This is a genomic window from Labilibaculum manganireducens (genome assembly GCF_963665805.2).
In the GTDB taxonomy this organism is placed as follows: domain Bacteria; phylum Bacteroidota; class Bacteroidia; order Bacteroidales; family Marinifilaceae; genus Labilibaculum; species Labilibaculum manganireducens.
Genome location: NZ_CAXXEE010000003.1, coordinates 2,867,147 through 2,888,530, shown reverse-complemented (window position 1 = coordinate 2,888,530; position 21,384 = coordinate 2,867,147). Strand labels below are relative to the sequence as shown.

Below are 21,384 nucleotides of genomic sequence, written 5' to 3'. Positions count from 1 at the left end.
GCAACATCCCCTGTCTTAAAATCAAATAAAGTATTCCATTGGAATACAATGTTTAATCTAACCAAAACAAATTTATGAAAAAATTAGTCTTGTACAAAGTTTTTCCTCTCGGGGAAGAGCTTCGGAAATTAATTCGCATTATGAAAATCACCGGTTTTTTAATTTTAACAGCCAGTTTGCAGATTTCTGCAAGTGTATATTCTCAGCAAACTACTTTTACGGTTGAGTTTAAAGATGCGGACATTTATGATATGATGCAGGAAGTTAAAAACAACAGTGAATTTGATTTTCTTTATTCGGATGATGAAATTGAAGGCGTTAAAATTAACAATACTGAATTTTACGGATCGCATGTAGAAGAAATTCTAAACGAATGTTTGAAAGGAACGAAAATTACTTACAAAATTGAAGATAAAGTAATTCTTCTGATGCCGGCACCTCCAAAACCCAATCTTGATGAATCTGCGCAGGAGAAGGAGGTACATGGTACTGTTACCGATGAAAATGGCACTCCTCTACCAGGAGTATCTGTTGTTATCAAAGGAACCACAATTGGTGCAGCTACTGATATTGATGGTAACTATACAATTTCTTTTGATAATGAGGATGTTGTTTTGGTATATTCTTTTGTAGGAATGCTTCCACAGGAGCTTGCTTACAATGGACAAGTATTACTGAATATTACACTTCAGGCAGACTCAGAGCAAATGGATGAAGTTGTAGTAACAGGTTATCAAACCATTTCCAAAGAGCGCTCTACAGGATCTTTTGCAAAGGTGACCAGTAAAACTCTTGAGAGTAGAAGATTGAATAGCCTGGCTGATGTTTTGGAAGGTCAGATCGCTGGGTATTCCGATGGAATTATTCGTGGTGTATCGACCATGAATGCTATGGCTTCTCCCTTATATGTAATTGATGGTTTTCCCGTTGAGAATACAAGCATTGATAATTATGGAAATGTTACAGAAAATACACCAGACCTTAATATTGAAGATATTGAGAGCATTACCATTTTGAAGGATGCAGCAGCAGCTTCGATTTACGGAGCCAGAGCTGCCAATGGAGTGGTGGTTATTGTAACCAAAAAAGCTCAAAAAGGAAAAGTTCAGGTTGATTTTTCCAGTACAGTTACTTGGAAACCTTACGATTATTATACTGGAAATTTAACCAATTCGGCTGATGTTATTGAGTTGGAAAAAGAATGGGCAGCCTCTAATCCGGAATTAAATAATGGGCTGGCTCGCGCTCAGGCAGAAGCTGACAATCGTCGGAACAATTACAAATGGCCAAGTGCAGGGGTAGATGTTCTGTTGGATATGTATTCAGGTGCAATTTCAGAAAGTGATGCCAATGCGAAGTTATCAGAACTTGCATCAAGAGGCTTTCAGTTCTACGACGATGTTGCCAAATACGCTAAATGCGATATGTTCTATCAGCAGTACAACTTAAGTGTAGGTAAAGCTACAGAAAAGAATAATTTTAAACTTTCGGCAACTTATAAAAAGAACAGAGAAGAGGATATTTATTCCAAAAGTGATCAGCTCGGATTAAACATCATGAATTCTTTACAAATTACTTCATGGCTGAAAGCAGATGTTGGTGTCTATATCAATTACAAAAATGCGACCGAGCAAACATACGATTTATTTTCATCCTATTATGCTGGATTCACAGCTTCTCCTTATGATCGTTTGGTTGACGATAATGGAAATCCTGCAACAGTAACTTCGCAAGTGAATAAAACCGTTCGAGATAATGTTGCGAATTACGGGTTATACAGTTTGGACTTGACTCCACTTGATGAATTGGGTAGAAAGCTTGGGAAAAGAAAAGAGTTTAGCAACAGAACCTACGCCAAATTAGATGTGAAATTAACACCTTGGTTAAGTTATAACACGATGTTTCAGTACGAATATGGAGTAAGTCGTTATCATCGTTTAAATGAACTGGAATCCTATTCAACCCGCACAACCATTAATAAATTTGCAAGCAATTCAAATGGAACTGCTGTTTATAACCTACCCAAAGGAGACATTTACTACGATCGCAATCATTTCTCAAATTCATACAATTTCAGACAACAATTGAATTTGAACAAAACTTTTCAGGAACAACATCAAATTACATGGATTGTAGGATCGGAGACAAGACACAGCAAACTGGAATATAGTGATCAAACGCGTTATGGTTATGACTCAGATATGCTGACTTCTCAGTATTTGAACCAACCTTTACTGACAGGCGGCTTTTCCGGTCTGATGAATTCATGGGCTTATTTAAATAATAGTGATCTGGCCAGCCAACAAGAGTTGGTTAACCGGTTTGTTTCTTTTTATTCGAATGCAGCCTACAGCTACAATAATAAATATACCTTATCGGGTAGTATTCGTTGGGACCGTTCCAATCTATGGGGAACCAACTCCAAGTACCAGAACAAACCATTGTGGTCGGTTGGAGCCAATTGGAACGTGAACAAAGAAGATTTCTTTGATGTAGAATGGGTAAACATGCTGAAACTAAGAACCTCGTATGGTATTGGAGGGAACATTGCAAAAGATGCTGCACCTTACCTAACTGCAAATTATTATACCAGTTCTTTAGTTGGGGGTATTTATGGTAACATTTCCTCACCGCCAAACCCAAATTTGCGATGGGAAAAAACCACAACGATTAATGCCGGGGTTGATTTTTCATTGTTGAACAATCGATTATCGGGTTCTGTTGATGTTTATAAAAAGAAGAGTGTGGATTTGTTAGCCAATCAGCAAGGAATACCTACCGAAGGTTTTGGATACAGTACACTTGCCTTTAACAATGGATCAATGGAGAATAAGGGATTCGAAGTAAATTTACAGGGAGATATCATACAAGGAAAAGATTTTAGCTGGAATGCAGGTTTTCTTTTGGGATACAATAAAAACAAGGTGACCAAAATTAATGTGGAAGCACCTGTTTATTTTTTGCAACTGGATTACCCTCAGGCTTTCCCAAAAGTAGATTTTGCTTATAATGGAATTTATGCCTACAAATGGGCAGGATTGAATGAACAGGGAGAGCCTCAGATTTACGATGCAGAGGGAAATAAAACGTCTACCGATTACACCAATATGGATAACATTCATTTCAGTGGAACCACAGTTCCTAAGTATAGTGGTTCCATCATGAATCGTTTTTCGTACAAGAATTTTGATCTTTCTGTTTTGTTACTTTACGCTGGAGGACATAAGCTTCGCAATACAAATGTACCTACAATTAACAATGGAATGGGAGTAACCAGCAAAGACATTCGCAACAGATGGAAACAAGCAGGAGATGAAAACAGTACCGATGTTCCCCGTTTGCTTTTTTCAGGCAATCATACGGACTATAATTATTATCGCGAGTCGTTATACAATTATTCTGATATTCATGTGTTGGATGCCTCTTATGTGAAGATAAACAACATCTCATTGGCTTATCACCTGCCTTCAGAATGGTGCAATAAATTAAAATTAGGGAGTGCAAGAGTTCAGTTTAATGTAGAAAATCTAAAGACTTTTGCTTTCGAGAAGAAAGCCGAATATATGTTGGGTGCTAAGGAAAGACCCACATTTGTAGGAGGAGTGTATTTAAGTTTTTAACAGTTAAAACAAGAGAATTATGAAATTTAAAATATCATACATCGCAATTGTCAGCCTTTTAGTATCCATGCTGTTCTCGTCTTGCGACAATTACCTGGACGTGTTGCCCAAAGGAGAGAAAATACCCACAAGTTTAGCTGATTATGAGGCATTTATTCGTAATGAATACAATCATTTAAATGATGCGGCACAAGCCATTAATCTGTTGAATGATGTCTACAAGCGGCCAAGTGATTTGAGTTACATTTCTTTGACTTCCATCAATTACAATTGGTTGGGAAATGAGGATCGTATTATTCAGAACAATTCGGATGAAGCTGCTTACTATTATTCTTACGAGGCCATTTCATATTGGAATTTAATTATCAATAATGTTCCTGATGCAACCGAGGCAAGCGATGCCGAAAAGCTGGAATTGATTGCTCAGGCTAAGGTGTTGCGGGCAATGAATTACTTTCATCTGACCAATTATTATTCAGAACAGTATGATGAAGCATCGGCTGCAACAAAATTATCTGTTCCCTTAATTACCAGTGCCGAAATGGGAGCACCTTCGGAGCAGATTAGCATTGCAAAAATGTACGAATTCATTTTGACCGATTTAACAGATGCAATTGCCAATCTACCTATTGAGAGTGCAACTTTGCTGCACCCGAATTTAGCTTGTGGGTATGCAATGCTGGCAAGGGTTTATTTGCAGATGGGAGACTATGATAGTGCTCTGAAGTATGCACAGAATGCTTTGGATCAAAACAATCAATTGTTTAATTGGAAGGAATACTACGCTGAAAACAAAGAGCAGATTGAAAAAGAAGGCGATTGGTCAACAAGTTATCCTTCCAAAACCATGAACAGTCCTGAGAATTACATTTTCAGATATGGTTCCAGTACCTATAAAAATTCTGGACAATCGGGAACAAATGCAGCGCTTACCATAGTGAGAGCGGCACAATTTGAAGATGGTGATGCCCGTTTTGCCTCAAAGTGGAAGAAAAAGTATCAGGCTCCGGATAGCATTTACATTGGCATACGATCCGATAAATTTAATGCCGGGGGAATTACAACTCCCGAAATGTACTACATCAAAGCAGAGTGTTTGGCCCGTAAAGGCGGACAAGCCAATTTGGATGAAGCCATGCTAAGCTTAAATACAGTTCGTAAAACCAGAATTTTCGGCGATAAATATGCTGATTTAACAGCTTCCTCAACAGCTGAGGCAATCGCTTATATCCGCAAAGATAAAGCAAATGAATACGTGCAGACAGCCATCCCATTTTGGGACATGAGACGTTTTAATAAGGATGTGAATTATGCACAAACTTTAACCAAAGTTTTCAACAATCAAAGTTTGGAATTGTCACCTGATTCGCACATGTGGATAATGCCTTTCCCAATGGGAGCTACCAGTAATCCGGGAAATGGAACATTGGTGCAAAACACTCCCCGTTAAAATAGGTAGTATCTAACCTGAGGGTGTCCTAAAAGCAGAATTTTAATGTCATTCTGATCCCGATGAATCGGGACGAAGAATCTTTCATTTTGAAAAACAGATGTTTCGACTTCGCTCAACATGACAATCCAATACAAAATATTCCTTTTTGGACACCCTCTGGTATGATTGGACTTTCTACAAAAAAACACTAAGAATAAATTTAAAACCTTAAGACAATAGGTTTTAAATTTGCTGATTGATTAAGCTTACAAATCATAGATAATTTGTAATGGTTTTGAAATTAAGGATCAGCTTTAGTATTTAAATAATTTAAATAAAAACAAATGAAACGAAGTATTTTGGGAGTAATTGTTGTTCTGTGTGTTTTAATGACCACAGCCTGTGCGCAAACTGATGCAAACTATACCTTAAGTGGTGAAATAAGCGGACTGAAAGAGGGAACAAAAGTAGAATTGGTACCTGCTGCAACACATAATGAAGAAGAACCTGTTGCCAGTGCAATTGCGACCAACGGAAAATTTGAATTTTCAGGTAAACTGGAAGAACCTCGTTTATTTTATCTTAAAGTAGCTGATCATTATGGTAGTTTAAGCATTATGCTTGAAAATTCAAAGATCAGCTTAAAAGCAAAGGCTGTTTTCGAGGAAAGTAATAATGGAATTTTTGTTGATTTTTCTGATGTTCAGGTAAGTGGTTCAAAGGCAAATGATTTTTATATGGAGAAATTGGCATTTAAAAGTAAATTCGGTGCACTACACGAAAAATATTACAAAGATCATGATGCGATATTAGCCGCCGTAAGAAATGCTAAAAGTAAAGCTATTGCAGATTCGTTAAGAAATACAGATGATTACAAAGCTTTTGCTCAAGCAGAAAAAGACTTTTTTACTAGTGTAGAGAAAACTAGTAATGAGGCTATTTTGGCAAACAAAGATTCTTGGTGGGGACCTTTGGTGATGTTGGAGTCGATGAGTTATTTTACTGATGAACAAATTCCCTTGTATGAACAATTTTCGGAGGCCGCTAAAAATTCTTACTACGGGCAATTGGTGAAAAAGGAACTTTATCCGGAAAGAGTTGTAAATAAACAAGCTCCGGAGTTTACCTTGGCCGACCGGGAAGGAAAAACTTTTAACTCCTCAGAATTAATAGAAGGCAAAAAATACATCTTGATTGATTTTTGGGCATCGTGGTGTGGTCCTTGCCGAAGAGAGATCCCAAATTTGAAACACATGTACGAATTGTATGCTTCGAAAGGGCTGCAAATTATTAGTATTTCCAGAGATGAAGACAGAGCTGCCTGGCTAAAAGCTTTAGACAAAGAAAAAATGGCATGGCCAAATTTATTGAACGAAAAGGGAGTAGATGATCTTTATTTTGTGAAAACAATTCCTGCCATATTTTTAGTGGATGCATCAACCGGAAAAGTAATGGATGATAAACTGAGAGGAGAAGCATTGGATCAGAAACTGGAAGAACTTTTTCAGTAAGCAGACTTATTTTTTACCAATACGTAGGCAATACGTTTAAAGCACCTCCATTTTGGAGGTGCTTTTTTATGAGTAAAAGAAATAGATTTTAGCCGGTTAATATGTTTCCCTAAGCAATCCAAGTAAAAAAGCATGAGAGATGAAGAAAAGTGTAATGGCCAATATTTAGTATAGGTATTTATTGAAACAATATCAGGTAATAAACAAGGGTGTTGTTTTTTATGTTTTTATGATTCTTGCTGCGCAATAGAAAAGGGCAGACTTGTTTTTTGTGAATCCTCTTTCTTTTTTGGAAATCCCATTTCTATTTCTAATTTTGATTCTCAATGGGAAATAACAGTCTGTTGATAAAGCAATTTGCGGAAGGAAATCGATCGGTATTCAAGAGCATATTCGAGAATCACTATCATCCATTGTGTGGATTTGCCAGAAAATTTATTACAGACAGTGATGTTTGTGATGATATTGTGCAGGAATCTTTTTTTTGCCTATGGAAAAAAAGAGCTGAAATTTCCAACATTAATGCGATAAAAAGTTATTTGTATTCTTCTGTTCGAAATGCTTGTTTAAATTATTTGCGCCACCAATCTGTAAAAGATAAAAGTGAAGCAGATATTATTGCTTTATCTTCCCAATGGTATTTGGAAGATTCTATTATTGAGGAGGAAGTTCATTCTCAAATTTACGAGGCCATTAAAGATTTATCACCACAATCAAGAAAAGTGATTGTTATGACCATGAATGGCTTGACCAATCCAGAAATTGCTGCAGATTTAGGTGTTTCTGTGAATACAGTAAAAACCCTGAAGCAAAGAGGCTATAAATTCTTACGAGGCCGGTTAAAGGGTATTCATTGGCTTTTATTGCTTTTATTATCCTAAGTTCAATAAGCTATTCCAAATCGAAATTGAATTTATTACGAATTTTATTTTTTTGATTGTTGAGTTTTTTAACTTTTAGAATAGTAAGCTTAAAAAAGAGCACCTATCTGCCTAACGACTCCCCAAACACTTTCGGCAATCTGTTCCCATATTAAGGATAAAGCGAAGCCAATTGTTCCCGTAAATCTTTCGGTGTGGGTTCTGTTGCTTTTGATTGATAATATGATCAACTAAAGTTAAATAAGATTCGAACGCGAAACAAAAAACAAATGAGGAGGCGAAAAATGGTGAAATGCTTGCTGTGAGAGGCTTAAGGTGAATTGAAATTGCAAAGCCCGTTTTTTATTGCTAAAACACAGTTTTTTTCATCTCAACTGAGGCACTTTGGCCAAAAAATTGTCTCTTTTTTCGGGCAAAACCAGTCTCATTGTATTCCATATTTTTTTAAATGATTATCTGTACCATGCTGCTAATTTTTTATGATTAAACATATTCTTCAGGATCCTGAACTAAAGCTAGGAAAGATTTTTTTGTATAAATATATTTTTTATGATTTTTTTTGTGCAGACTACTTAACATCCCCAAAATACTGGACTTGCAGGATGAAAATTTATTGTATTGACAGAGTGTTTGCTACTGAATTTTGAATGTTTTTTTATAAACCAAAAAGCAAAATAATATATGGTTAAGTTTCCAAAAAACCTAAACAGGGCGAAGTGCAAAAAATAACCGCTTTTATTTTGAATTGTTACCATTTAATAAACAGGTTGTTATCTATGCTTTCAGCAAAAGACTAAAAAAATGACGTTTTGCTGTATTTAATTTGTTTTGTTAGTTATTATGCGTGTAGTGTTTGATTTGAAATGCCTGTGTTTATTGCCTGTTTGCTGTAAATTTTGTTTTTGTGAAAATTATGGCGTGTAAGTAATTTTTCGAACAAATTGTATCATGCAGCAATTTGCAAATGACCCGTTGGGAGTTTCAAATGACCCGTTGCAATTTGCAAAAGACGTTTTAGAAGTTAATTTTGGCATTTTTGGTGTTTCAAATGAGCCAAATTGTGCCCATTTTTGTCAAGGACAAATCGCAAAATGCATTTTGAAACTCCCAACATGTCATTTGAAACTCCCAACATGTCATTTGAAAGTTTCCTGAGAGCCAGATTAAAATGCAATGGATCGTTTCTGATGGAATTTCCCTGAAACATCAAAATACAAAATAGTGTAAACCTTTTTTTTATGATTGTCTGTTACAATTAAAAAAAGATGGCTACATTCGGTTTCTAGTAATTATAAATAATTACAAACTTGTGTTGCTGTTTGGAGGTGTAAGAACCATATTCTTACTGGAAACTAATTTAGGATGTATTTTAGGCCTAAACATCTATTCAGACTATTGAAAAATGAGTTCAATTAAAATAGGCCTTACTGCCTGTGTTTTCGGAAAGATGGATAAAACCGGCAAATTAAGATTAAAAAATAATATGTGTACGTTACTGCCCGATATGGGTCGGTAAATACATTTTTTTTAAAAAATATAAACGAAATAAAGCCCATTGCTTTATTTAGGAGTTGAACAAAAACCGCCTATGGCGGTAGTTAAGAAATAAGCTCGTAACTTGATTGAATATTTATTCATTAAAAATTTAGTCATGAAAAAAAAGTCTTAGAGAACGGATGATTGCGGAGATGCAGATTCGCAATTACAGTCCACGAACCATCAGCAGTTACATCTCCAGCCTAACACGCCTTAGTTTACATTATCACTTATCCCCGGATTTGCTCAGCCTTGAGCAGTTTAAAGATTATTTGTCGGAAAGAATTGCTGCAGATAAGATTTCCAATTCTACAATCAACCAAGCCATAGGTGCATGGCGCATTCTGCAATGTGATATTCTAAGGCATGAATGGACGGACTTTAAGGTAAAGCGCCCCAGAAGTAAGAAAAAAATACCGGAAGTACTCTCTCCATCTCAGGTTTCAGCCTTATTATCATCTATTTCCAATGTTAAGCACCATGCTTTAATCGCATTGGCTTACGCGACAGGAATGAGAAGGAATGAAATTTTAGGGCTCAAGATTGAAGATATCGATTCAGCCAGGAGTGTTATCATCGTACGTCAAGGAAAAGGCGGCAAACAGAGACAAATCCCCATAAAAAACTCACTTCTCAACATTCTGCGGAAATACTATAAAAAGTACAGGCCTGCCAGGTTTTTATTTGAAGGTTACAGGCCTGATATGCAGTACTCACCTACCTCATTTCGTAATATTCTGCGTAAAGCGGCTCTAAAGAGTAAAGTAAACAAAAGAGTCACTCCCCATACTCTTCGGCACAGTTTTGCCACTCACATGTTGGAACAGGGGATAAACCTGAAACAGCTGCAGTTGATCTTAGGGCATAATGCCATGAAAACAACTTCCATTTACCTGCATGTTGCCGATACCTGCTCAATACCTGTACCTGATTTACTGGAAATCAAAACAAACGAAACTCATGGATAAAATCGAAAATAGAAGAACCCGGTACGAGCTGGCAGCTATTTTAAGGGAGAACAGGCAATACTTAAACACTTACAACCTGTTTGAGCAGCAAAGAAAGGCTTTCCGGGATATCTGCGCATGCAGAACAAGTGAACTGGGCGGGCACAGCTGCTGCTGTAATTCCTGCAATTATCAGAGGCAGGCCTACAACTCGTGCAGAAACAAACATTGTCCCAAGTGCCAGTTTACCAAACAGGCAAAGTGGGTAGATAAATTACAATCAAAGCTACTGGATTGCAAACACTTTCATTTGGTGCTGACCATTCCACATCAGTTGAACGGGCTGGTTTATCTGAACCAAAAGAAATTGTATGATGCACTATTTCAAGCTGCATGGCAGGCTGTGAGTAAGGCCTCAGGCAATCCAAAATTTTTAGGAGCTCAGACTGGAGCTGTTGCTGTTCTGCATACCTGGACACAAACACTGAATCAGCATCCGCACATTCATATGATCATCCCTTCAGGTGGATTATCTGATGATCAGATGGAATGGGTGCCATGTAAGAACAACTTCTTAGCTCCCAAAAAGGTAATCAGCAGTTTGTTTCGGGGCATACTGTGCCAGAGTATAAATCAGGCGATAGAACAAAAACAGCTTAATATTCCTGAGCATTTTCAATGGAACAGGATTAAGAATGTTCTCTATAAAACAAGCTGGAATGTGAATATTGAAAAACCAATGGCAGGAATTCAGGCAGTTGTAAAATATCTGGGTGGATATACCAATAGGGTGGCAATCAGCAATTCCCGAATTACAAGTGTTGAAAATGGAAAAGTTTACTTCAGGTATAAAGACAGAAAAAGACTTGTTTCAAAAACAATGCAGCTCAACACCATGGAATTTATCCGAAGGTTTATGCTTCATGTTCTGCCCCACAACTTTTACAAAATCAGGTATTACGGAATCCTTTCATCGGCAAATTCCAAAACCAAAAAAGAGCAGATTGCTGCTCTTATGGAAACCTGTGTGCCAATCCCGGAATACGAAGGATTATCAGCCATTGAAGTTTACTCTTTACTCACAGGGAAAGACGTAAGCCATTGCCCAAAATGTAAAAAAGGCAGAATTTTATGCAGAGCTTTGCCAAAACCAGAAACCTGATCGATTGGGTGATCAAAAAGTTCTTTGAATTTTAAAAAGTAAATTTAATAGCATTAGCTAAAAGGGTAAACTATGCATTATTCAAAGCAAAAAATCCTTATGAAACACTCTGGTTTCCTAACTTACACAGCAAACAGAAGGTCCGAAACCTCTTGCGAAAAAACAAAACAATTAAATACCCATAGCTCCGGCGGCATTGTCCAACTATGTTTTATCCTTTATTTGGAACTATTCTGAGAAGTAAAAATCAGTGTTCTAAATAATGTTTTGTTAATTTTAAAAAACGAAAGGATAAAACACTTTTACGTTACCAGCAATTAAAAAAAGACATAGACAACTGAGAATAAAATTATAAATCTTTAATAAAATAATTATGGCAATAAACATAAATTGGGGAAAATGCAATCCAAACAATTCTTGGTGTGGATTACTAAATCTAAATTTAGATCATGAAGTTTTTAGTGAATTAAAAGGAGTGTATATTATCTGGTCTGGAGATAAAACTGTTAGAATTGGCAGTGGAATTATTCAAAATAGATTAAAAGAACATCGTGAAAATCCTGAAATATTAGCTTACAATAACTTGATGGTTACTTGGGCTCAAGTTAATGGGAATCAGATGGAGGGTGTTGAGAAATATCTTGCAGATACATTAAACCCATTAGTTGGAGAACGGTTTCCAGATAGAACACCGATTGAAGTAAACTTACCTTGGTAATTACATTTTATGGATATTAAACTATATATAGCTCAATTAGAAGCAATTATTGCATCTCACAAATTGATGGTTCAAAATTCACAATATGATGATTTAAGTGATTTACCGAAAGCAGATAGACAAAGTTTGGTAACTAGGGCAATAGCTTCAATTCATCGAGTTACAGGCGTAAATTCTACTTATAGTAAAGAAATTGAAAGAATACTAGAAGCCTTGCCAAGTATTCACAAACATACTTCATCCATTATTGGTATTACACAAGCTTTAAAGGAAGACTTAGAACTTGGTTACATTCAAAGTTTGGTTGAAATTGTTCATTCGGAAATATTTTCAGATTTCTTAGATATGGCAAGACATTTAAATAATAGTGGATACAAAGATTCATCTGCTGTTCTTGCTGGTTCGACATTAGAAAGTCATTTAAGAAAATTGGCTTTAAAGAATTCAATAGAAGTTGAAAAAGATGATAGGCCAATAAAAGCTAATAAACTAAATGCAGACTTAACAAAGTCAGACGTTTATGGGCTTTTAGATCAGAAGAATATTACTGCATGGTTAGATTTGAGAAATAAGGCTGCTCATGGCAATTATGAAGAATATACTAAAGAGCAAGTAGATTTATTAATTGCAGGAATTCAGGATTTTATTACTCGAAATAGAGCTTAACAAAAAGCTGGTAACAATGTATAAAAATAATAGCCGAGATAGCAGTAAGTTCAAGGATTGTAGCCCGCTTCAACTTTTGTGTAACTTGATAGGAAAGTGCGACTGAGTCGCCTACTTTTCATATACTTAACGTTGGCAAACATTTAACAACTAATTGGAAGCCTGAGAGTTTTCAATAATATTAAGGAATATGGATGACTTGATTAAAAGTATTATAGCAGCAATAACAGGCGGAGTGCTATGGGAAGGTTTCAAATTTATATATCCTGAACTTAAGAGGTTTTTAGATAATTATTATAAGGCTAAGAAAAATCTTTACGACAATCTTGACCCTATGTTAAAAGCATCAGATGAGCTATTTGGTAAGATTATATCTCTTGCAAAAGAGGATTTTTCAACTTTTATAAATGAGAATAATTCAATTGCATCAGATGTTAGCCAAAATCGATTATATGTTTGTTATCTTTTTTCGCAGTTTTGGGCTCAAATAGAATATATCAGAATGAGTAGTCAATACTATTCCTTAGCACGAATAAAAAAAGGAAAACAGTTGTTGCGTTTTATTGAAACATACGAATCAAGGGAATTTAGACTTTTAGATAGATCTATACAAAGAATTATTGGAGAAACTCTCATTGAAGACTCTGGTGGAACTTTTAAAATAATGAGTTTATCTACATTTGCCAATGAGACACAAAAGAAAGATTCGAACTTAAATAAATGGATTAAACTTTTAGAAGATAAACTCAATAGCAGTTCGGATAAAGTGATAAGACAAAGGTTTTTAGTTTTCGGAATAATTGTAGCGTGCTTAATCGAACATTATGATCCTAAATACAAAATAGTTAGAAAGAGAGAAATTTATTTGAATAAGTTAAGTGAAAAAAGTAATACTAAGATTCAAAAAAGTTTATTCACAGAGTATTTGAATTTTGTAAAAAATAAGAATAAATATTTTAAACAATAAAAAGATCAGGCACCGCCGACAAACATGCAAGTCAAAGACTTAACAATATCATTGGTCTGACCTGACCTGTATTTTTAATTTCATTTAAGTCAAACTGTATTCAAAGGTAAGAATAAAAAAAACGTTTGCCAACATTTTGTATAAGTAATGGCAGGCAAAGTGCTAAATATCAAGGTTTGTATCCCGCTCAAACAGCGTAGCGGTTTGACAGGAAATTACCACGCAACCTGCCACTACTCATAGTGTGCCAAGAAGCTGCACATTGGCATAAAACCGTGCAGCATGCTTTATTTGAGATGGTGGAAAGCAATTGTAAGCTTGACCCACCGATGTCGTTTTACAGGAAGGGGCATCAATTGAAGCGAAGCGTAAATCATGAGTGCTTTTGAAATAAACAATTTACGAACTAAACCACTTAAAGGTGCTGTGGTAAAGAGCCATGGTATTGAGCGTTTAGGAATTGCGAAGCAATCACGAACACCCGTGTTAATTTTTGTGAGTAAAATCTATACCAAGAGTATAGCAGGTATTAATAGAAGAGATGAACCCTTCGTCAAGCTCAGGCTAAACATCCAGTGAACCACTGAAGAGGTGTCGGGAAGTGGCAATATTCTGTCAAAAGTCGCAAAGTATGTTATGCGACGAAAGTACAAATGTTACAAAACGAGTATCTGCCGTGTTTATGCTTGGCTTAAACGGATAAAAATACAGTTTCCCTATTTGTTTTATCATTGGAAACTGAATTTTTCTATTTAACTTGTAATTCGATTTATATACGACAAGAGCCGTATGGTGGGAGACTATCAAGCACGGTTCTGTGAGAGGCTTAGGGTGAGACTCCCTTTGCCTACTCGACCCATCAAACGTTGGCAACAAGGCAAGAAAAATACACAGATATGAGTTTTATTGATGACAAAGAAAAATTAGAAAGATTAGATCAATTAATTAGATTAAAAGCAACTGGTAATCTTGAAGAGTTAGCGGAAAAATTTGGTGCATCCAAAAGTACAATAAGTAGAACTATAAAAGATTTAAAGGAGATAGGATGTCCAATAATATTTAATAAAGATTATCGTAGTTATAGTTACGAATACCCCGGTAAACTACTTATTAAGTTTGATCCTATTGATAAGTCAGAACTTCACAAGATTAAGGGAGGTTTTTTGGAAAAAATATTTGCGTTGTCATATAATGACATTGAAGCAGATTATGTTTGTACCGAAAAACCAATAATTAGTTTTTCGGGTTTTCCAACACCTAATAATAAAGTTGGTGTAAATTTTTATGATAATGAAAAACAAAAGCTTTGAATTAAGTTTCCAAAAGGAAACATTTTCAAAATTAAATGTTGAAGAACTTAACAATGTAAAAGGAGGCTCTTCTAATTTTTGCTGGGCTCTAACAGGTTATCTTACTGGCAAACTTGTCGATGTAATTATAGAGCATTTTTCTGATGTATGTATAGCGGAAGGAACTACAGGAGGTATGTCGTAGCTAACTTAACTGAGAATCTTTGATGATGTATGTTTGTAATACAACTCATTAAAGGTTCTCTTTTTCGTTTTTTTACTGCATTAATTATCATTCAATTTATATCTTGATAATACTATTAACAAGAAATAATTCGTAAACTATGGAGAAAAAATATATCTATTTGTTGTTGCTTTTTATTTACATCTTTTATGGGTGTAGTAAAAATAGAACGGTTGATAATGGTATTAATAAAATATTAAATACTGATCAATCCGTTAGTCGTTTTGGAAAAACACCGCAAAGTAAGCCATTTATCTTTTATTCTGATAGCAATATGTTAGCAGGAAGAATATTAATGGCTCATGGCAACGAATTAAAACCAACAATAATTTTTCTACATGGAAACCCAGGCTTTGAGAAAAATGAGGATTTGGGACAAATGTTAAGAAGAGGTGGGTATAATACTGTCTTTTTTTCATATTCAGGTACATGGGGAAATGAGGGAGATTTTAGTTATAAGAAAAGCCTCAATGATGTTCTTTCTATAAAGAAGTTTATTATTGATAATTCAAAACAATATATGGTTGACCCAGAACAAATTTATTTGTTGGGTTTTAGTATGGGAGCTGATATTGCAATATTTGGTGGTTTCAATGATAAAGATTTTAGAGGTGTTATTTCTATAGATCCTTGGAATGGATACTCAACACTTAAGCATAAAAATGAAAAAGACTTGGCTTCATATATAAATGAGTTAAAACAACGTCCATGTATAAAAATCGCATCCATAGAAAAATTTGTTTCTGATATTTTAAACGATGCCGATTTGGATTTAAAAAATGTTTTAAATAAATATCAACTTCCAATCATACACATTTTTAGTAATAATACAGATAATGTTAATTTCCAGAATGATTGTGAAATGCAAAATCACAATAGTTGTCATCTTATTGAATCTAGTGACCATTCATTTTCTGATAAAAGAATAGCACTTGCAACAACAATATTTGAATGGTTAGAAAAAAATAAAAGAAAATAGCATGTTAAATAAATCTAAGTATCACATAATAATATTTTTATTGTCAGTTATTTTTGGTGTATTAATAAAAATATTGAGATTTAGTCAATGTTCACTTTTCCAAATGGATATAATAAGTGATTTGCTTAATTGTTTGCCCAGTTTTTTTGCCACAACAGGATTATGCATGCTTCCTTTGATTATAGTAAAAAAACAACATATTAAAACCATGGGATTTGTTGTTTTGGGTTTATTAATATATGAAATGGAACAATATTGGACTGATCGCACATTTGATATATTAGATATAATTGCAATTATATTAGGTTATTTGACTTCTATTTTAGTATTCAAGATATTCAAAGAAAAAGATGAATTACAATAATTTTAAGAGCACCAATAAATCCTCTTGAAGGAATAAAAAACATTAAAATTGATTTGAGTTTTTTTGGCAAACATAATGAACTAATGCAGTCAATTGCTTTGGCTTCACCTTCCTTGTATAATACCTATCTAAAGTGGAGTAATAATGAATTAAAAAATAAAAAAGATGAAGAACGCTTATATTATTCAATGTTAAAATATTATACGCGTTCGTGCATGAGATGTACTCCTTATGGCCTATTTGCAGGTTTATGTGTTGGAGATATATCTGATGAAAGTAATGTGATTTTGTCGGATAAATCAAAACACCATCCGCATTCACGTTTAGATATGGATTTTGTATGTTCATTAATTCAATATTTGGAAAAAATACCAGAAATTAGATGCCAGCTAACTTATTTTACAAATAATAGTTTATACGTTCTTGATGATAAAATAAGATTTGTGGAATTTTATATTCAAGATGGCAAAAGAAAACATCAAATAACAGGATCGCAGTATAATATTTATATACAAAACGTTTTAAATAAAGCAAAGTATGGTGCTACAATAAATGAACTTATTAATGAGCTAACCTCTGATGACATTAGTTTTGAACAAGCCAATACATACATTAATCAATTGATAGATAATCAGGTTCTTACATCTTCAATTGCTCCAATTCTTACTGGAGAAGAATTGTTTAACTCGTTAATTGAAAAAATTAAAAATATATCTTTCAATGAAAAATTGAAAGATATATTAATTGATATTAGTAATCTAATTGTTGAGATAGATAAAATGCCTATAGGTACTGGTGTTGATTATTATTCAATAATTTCAAATAAAATGAAAGAAATTCCTTTTGAATTTAACGGGAAGGATTTTCTTCAAACTGACACTATATTTCAAACAAAGAAAAACACAATAGACCAAAAGCTCGTAAATGAGGTGAAAATGGGTTTGTCAATTATAAATAAACTTACTGTTCATCCAAGTGAAACAAATTTAGATAAGTTTAAAGATTCTTTCTGCAAGAGGTATGGAGATAGAGAAATATCTTTATTTCTGGCACTAGATACCGAAGCGGGTATTGGTTTTTTGCAAAATAATTATGGTTCTGCCAATGATAATACTCCATTAGTTGATGATTTATCAATGCCTGTATTTAAAAGGACAAATATTTCACGTAATATTGAATGGGATGACAAACAAAGTCTTTTATTGAAGAAGTATATTGCAAATAATGAAGAAAAAAAATCTTATATAGAAATAACTGATGAAGATGTTAAGAATTTTGAAGAAAATTGGAAAGATTTGCCAAATACACTATCTGTGATAACAGAAGTTGTTTATTTGGAAGGGGATTTTAAAATAGTAATGGATAGTACTGGAGGGTCAAGTGCTGTTAATTTGTTGGGGCGTTTTGCATATGCTGATACTAGTATACATAAATTTATTGAGGAAATAATAGAAAAAGAAGAAGCTCAAGAAAAAAATGTGATTTATGCTGAAATTGTTCATTTGCCAGAAGGTAGAGTAGGGAATATTCTAATCCGCCCGAATTTTAGAAAATTTGAAATTCCATATTTAGCTTCATCATCCCTTCAATATGAAAATCAAATTCCAATTGAAGATTTATTAGTATCAGTTAAAAATGATAGAATTGTCTTACGGTCAAAAAAATTAAATAAAGAAGTAGTTCCTCGTTTAAGTTGTGCTCATAATTTCTCCTATAATTCTTTACCTATATATCAATTCTTAACTAATATTCAAATTTCTAATCTAAAACGTAAAGGTATAAAGTTTTCACTTGGCTCACTTTTGTCAGGATTTGATTATTTCCCCAGAGTTGTATATAAGAATATAATTTTGTCGACAGCAACATGGCTAGTTAGCAAGGAGGAAATAAAAGATATATTAGAATTGATATATGATAATGAAGTATTTGATGAATTCACAAAGTTTAAAACACACAGAAATCTTCCTGACGAAGTGATATTAGTTGAAGGCGACAACAAGATATATGTTGATTTTAAAAACATTATGAGTATTAAGATGTTATTATCCTTAATAAAAAACAAGTCGCATTTTAGATTGAAGGAGTTTCTATTTTCAAGCAAGAATGGTATAGTAAAAGATGAAAAAGAGAAAGTTTTTTGTAATGAGTTTGTCTTTTCATTTTATAAAGAAGAAAATTAATAAATACAATGGATTTAAAGCGAGATTTTTTTATCGGAGACAGGTGGCTCTATTATAAAATATATTGTGGATATAAAACATCAGATAAAATTTTAGTCGAAGTTATTAAATTTGTATCTGATGATATGTTAGAGAAAGAAATAATAGAGAAATGGTTTTTTATAAGATATGGTGATCCCGAAAATCATTTACGGGTTCGTTTCTTATTAACAAAACCAGATTATATTTATACATTAATAAAATTAATGAATGAAAATCTTCAACGATTTGTTTCTTCTGGTTTGGTATGGAATGTAATGATAGATACATACAAAAGAGAAATTGAAAGATATGGAATTAATACAATTCATTTATCTGAAAGTTTGTTTTTTAATGACAGTGTGCTATCATTAAATATTCTTTCAATGATTGAAGGTGACTCAGGTGAGATAATTAGATGGGGTATTGGGTTACGTTCGATTGATGAATTTATTAATGATTTTAATTATTCATTAGAGGAAAAATTTAAATTGTTATCATATATGAGAGACAGTTTCGTGAAAGAATTTAATGTTGAACATAATTTAAGAACGCAATTAAGTGATAAATACCGAAAAAATAAATTGTTCATTGAGAATATGTTAAATTGTGAACGTGAAAACTCTAACGAATTATATTCATTATTTGATTTATTAAAATATCGTTCATTTATGAACAAATCAATAATTGAAGAAATATTAAAAATTAAAAACGATAATAAATTGGAAAAACCATTAAATGAGTTAATGTGGAGTTATTTGCATATGTTAAATAATAGGTTGTTTAAATCAAAGCAAAGAATTCATGAATTAGTGGTATATGATATTTTATATCAACATTATCGTTCTAAATTGGCAAGAATGGGTGTGAAGGTTAATCAATTATTATAGCACTGTTAAGCAAACTGTTCTTGATTATGTCATGTGAGTTTTTATACTTCTTGTTAATTATAACATGATAATTATTTTTACACTAATAAATTCTGTTTGTAGTATTAAATGGTGTTCGTTTGTAAAAAGCCCAGTTGCCAATCGAGTAGATGGTCCCGACTAGAATAGCCGGGATACACCTCTCACACAGTACGTACGGGTCTCGTATACGGTCCCGAAAAATCGGGATTAAGTTATGGAATAAGGAATCACGTCTATTTGGCGTGATTTGTTTGTAGATGTCGAGCATCGATTCATAACCGCGTTTCCGCAACCTTTCCTGAGTAATAGTTGTTCTGAAAATTTGATTCCGCTGCCGCGCAATTTTATCGGGTGGTAAGTAATAAAAACAATAAGTTTTAGTCGTTAAAAGTTCCCCAAACAAAAGCCTCTATTCTATTTTCAAATAAAAGAATTCTCAGATATCCACAAAAACGCTGAATATAAAACTGACTGAAGACGAGCGTCAACTGTGCAGTTACAAGGCAAAATGATAAGAAATTTAAACACACAAAAAGCAGTAACACTCGATAGTGGACATTTGCCCTTGATAAGTAAACCGAAAGAATTGAGTGAAATTTTGAATAACTTTGTAAATGAAATAAATCAGCAACTTGAAAGCAGACAAGATACTACACATAAAAACAAGGACTGAATGGAGAAATTGGCTTCAGCAAAATTTCAACATAGAGAACGAAGTTTGGTTGGTTTACGCTAAAAAGTCAACCGGTGAACAACGCATTCAATACAATGATGCGGTTGAAGAAGCTCTCTGTTTTGGTTGGATTGACAGTACAAATAAAACCCTTGACAAAGACCACACAATTCAGCGGTTTACTCCCAGACAATCAAAGAGCAGTTATTCACAGCCCAATAAAGAACGGCTGAAATGGTTGGCTGAAAAAAATCTGATTCATCATTCCTTTCTTAAAACGGTTCAGGAAATTATTTCAAAAGAGTATGTTTTTCCTTTGGATATTTTAGATGAAATAAAAAAAGACAAAACAGCTTGGGAAAACTTTAGAGATTTTTCAGACTGCTACAAACGAATACGAATTGCATACATTGATAGTGCAAGAAAGCGGCCTGAAGAATTTACCAAACGACTGACAAATTTTATTCAAAAAACACAGGACAACAAACTTATTTCAGGCTTTGGAGGTATTGACAAATACTATTAACCTACACAATAACAAGTAATGCACGACAGAGCTCAAACTGAATAGCGGTTTGATTGGAAAGCAGCCTGCAAATATGCCACTGCTTATACAATTTAACGTTCACAAAATAGAAGACATCAAATAATTATGAAAATTGATAACCTACTTAAGCAAGTCGAATTCATTAAAGAAATTGATAAGATCAAATACATCCAACGAAAAACAAAACTATTCAATAGCGACAGACATGAAAATGACGCTGAGCATAGTTGGCATCTGGCTATGATGACTATTGTTCTGTCGGAGTATGCAAATGAGCAAATAGACGTATTGAAAGTATTAAAAATGGTTTTGATCCATGATATTGTTGAAATAGATGCTGGAGATACCTTTATTTATGATTCTGTTAAGAATCACTCTAACACAAAAGAAGAACTGAAAGCGGCGAAAAGAATTTTTGGGATGCTGCCCACTAAACAAGCACAAGAGTTTATGGCGATTTGGGTGGAATTTGAAGAAGGCGAAACCAATGAAGCCAAATTTGCAAGGGCAATGGATAGATTTGAGCCACTATTACAAAACACCTCTAACAATGGTGGGACTTGGTCTGAATTTAATGTTAAATATGAAAGTGTTTACGACAAAAAGAAGCTTATAAAAGAAGGCTCTAAGTCAATTTGGGGATTTGCTGAGGGACTCATAAACGAAAGCGTAAAAAATGGAGTTCTGAAAAAATAGTTTATATAAATCAGCTGTTAACAAAAGTAACCGTTGCACAACC

At 33.9% G+C, this 21,384-nt stretch carries 17 protein-coding genes; all 17 read left to right on the top strand.

Going from position 1 to position 21,384, the window contains the following annotated elements:
• The first annotated feature begins 74 nt into the window (after positions 1-74).
• On the top strand, positions 75-3,620 hold the full coding sequence (locus ACHZAX_RS11225; protein WP_320019187.1) for a SusC/RagA family TonB-linked outer membrane protein: 3,546 nt from the start codon (positions 75-77) through the stop codon (positions 3,618-3,620).
• 19 nt (positions 3,621-3,639) lie between these two features.
• Positions 3,640-5,070 carry a RagB/SusD family nutrient uptake outer membrane protein gene (locus ACHZAX_RS11220; RefSeq protein ID WP_320019186.1) on the top strand — a complete coding sequence of 477 codons (1,431 nt, stop codon included), beginning with the start codon at positions 3,640-3,642 and terminating at the stop codon, positions 5,068-5,070.
• Positions 5,071-5,396: 326 nt separating this feature from the next.
• Complete coding sequence (locus ACHZAX_RS11215; protein WP_320019185.1) at positions 5,397-6,563, top strand: redoxin domain-containing protein; 1,167 nt, start codon at positions 5,397-5,399, stop codon at positions 6,561-6,563.
• 326 nt (positions 6,564-6,889) lie between these two features.
• Entirely contained in the window at positions 6,890-7,444 is a 555-nt protein-coding gene (locus ACHZAX_RS11210) for an RNA polymerase sigma factor (protein WP_320019184.1), read from the top strand.
• Positions 7,445-9,120: 1,676 nt separating this feature from the next.
• Complete coding sequence (locus ACHZAX_RS11205; RefSeq protein WP_320019183.1) at positions 9,121-9,948, top strand: tyrosine-type recombinase/integrase; 828 nt, start codon at positions 9,121-9,123, stop codon at positions 9,946-9,948.
• On the top strand, positions 9,941-11,089 hold the full coding sequence (locus ACHZAX_RS11200) for an IS91 family transposase (RefSeq protein WP_320019182.1): 1,149 nt from the start codon (positions 9,941-9,943) through the stop codon (positions 11,087-11,089). The genes ACHZAX_RS11205 and ACHZAX_RS11200 overlap by 8 nt, the downstream gene beginning before the upstream one ends.
• Before the next feature lie 373 nt (positions 11,090-11,462).
• A complete protein-coding gene (locus ACHZAX_RS11195; RefSeq protein WP_320019181.1) occupies positions 11,463-11,807 on the top strand; it encodes a hypothetical protein in 345 nt (114 codons plus the stop codon).
• Between the two features lie 9 nt (positions 11,808-11,816).
• On the top strand, positions 11,817-12,473 hold the full coding sequence (locus tag ACHZAX_RS11190; RefSeq protein WP_320019180.1) for a hypothetical protein: 657 nt from the start codon (positions 11,817-11,819) through the stop codon (positions 12,471-12,473).
• Between the two features lie 190 nt (positions 12,474-12,663).
• On the top strand, positions 12,664-13,440 hold the full coding sequence (locus ACHZAX_RS11185; protein WP_320019179.1) for a hypothetical protein: 777 nt from the start codon (positions 12,664-12,666) through the stop codon (positions 13,438-13,440).
• An 896-nt stretch (positions 13,441-14,336) separates the two neighbouring features.
• A complete protein-coding gene (locus tag ACHZAX_RS11180; RefSeq protein WP_320019178.1) occupies positions 14,337-14,750 on the top strand; it encodes a helix-turn-helix domain-containing protein in 414 nt (137 codons plus the stop codon).
• A complete protein-coding gene (locus ACHZAX_RS11175; protein ID WP_320019177.1) occupies positions 14,731-14,934 on the top strand; it encodes a class I lanthipeptide in 204 nt (67 codons plus the stop codon). The genes ACHZAX_RS11180 and ACHZAX_RS11175 overlap by 20 nt, the downstream gene beginning before the upstream one ends.
• 139 nt (positions 14,935-15,073) lie before the next feature.
• The gene (locus tag ACHZAX_RS11170; protein WP_320019176.1) at positions 15,074-15,952 is read left to right on the top strand and encodes an alpha/beta hydrolase family protein; all 879 of its coding nucleotides are present in this window, start codon (positions 15,074-15,076) and stop codon (positions 15,950-15,952) included.
• A gap of 1 nt (position 15,953) precedes the next feature.
• A complete protein-coding gene (locus ACHZAX_RS11165; protein WP_320019175.1) occupies positions 15,954-16,316 on the top strand; it encodes a hypothetical protein in 363 nt (120 codons plus the stop codon).
• Between the two features lie 83 nt (positions 16,317-16,399).
• Entirely contained in the window at positions 16,400-18,496 is a 2,097-nt protein-coding gene (locus ACHZAX_RS11160) for a lantibiotic dehydratase family protein (RefSeq protein ID WP_320019174.1), read from the top strand.
• Between the two features lie 8 nt (positions 18,497-18,504).
• Positions 18,505-19,404, top strand: coding sequence for a thiopeptide-type bacteriocin biosynthesis protein (locus ACHZAX_RS11155; RefSeq protein WP_320019173.1), 900 nt, complete (start codon positions 18,505-18,507; stop codon positions 19,402-19,404).
• Between the two features lie 653 nt (positions 19,405-20,057).
• Positions 20,058-20,624: a YdeI/OmpD-associated family protein gene (locus ACHZAX_RS11150; RefSeq protein ID WP_320019172.1), complete on the top strand. Its 567-nt coding sequence runs from the start codon at positions 20,058-20,060 to the stop codon at positions 20,622-20,624.
• Positions 20,625-20,750: 126 nt separating this feature from the next.
• Entirely contained in the window at positions 20,751-21,341 is a 591-nt protein-coding gene (locus ACHZAX_RS11145) for an HD domain-containing protein (protein ID WP_320019171.1), read from the top strand.
• Positions 21,342-21,384: the final 43 nt, after the last annotated feature.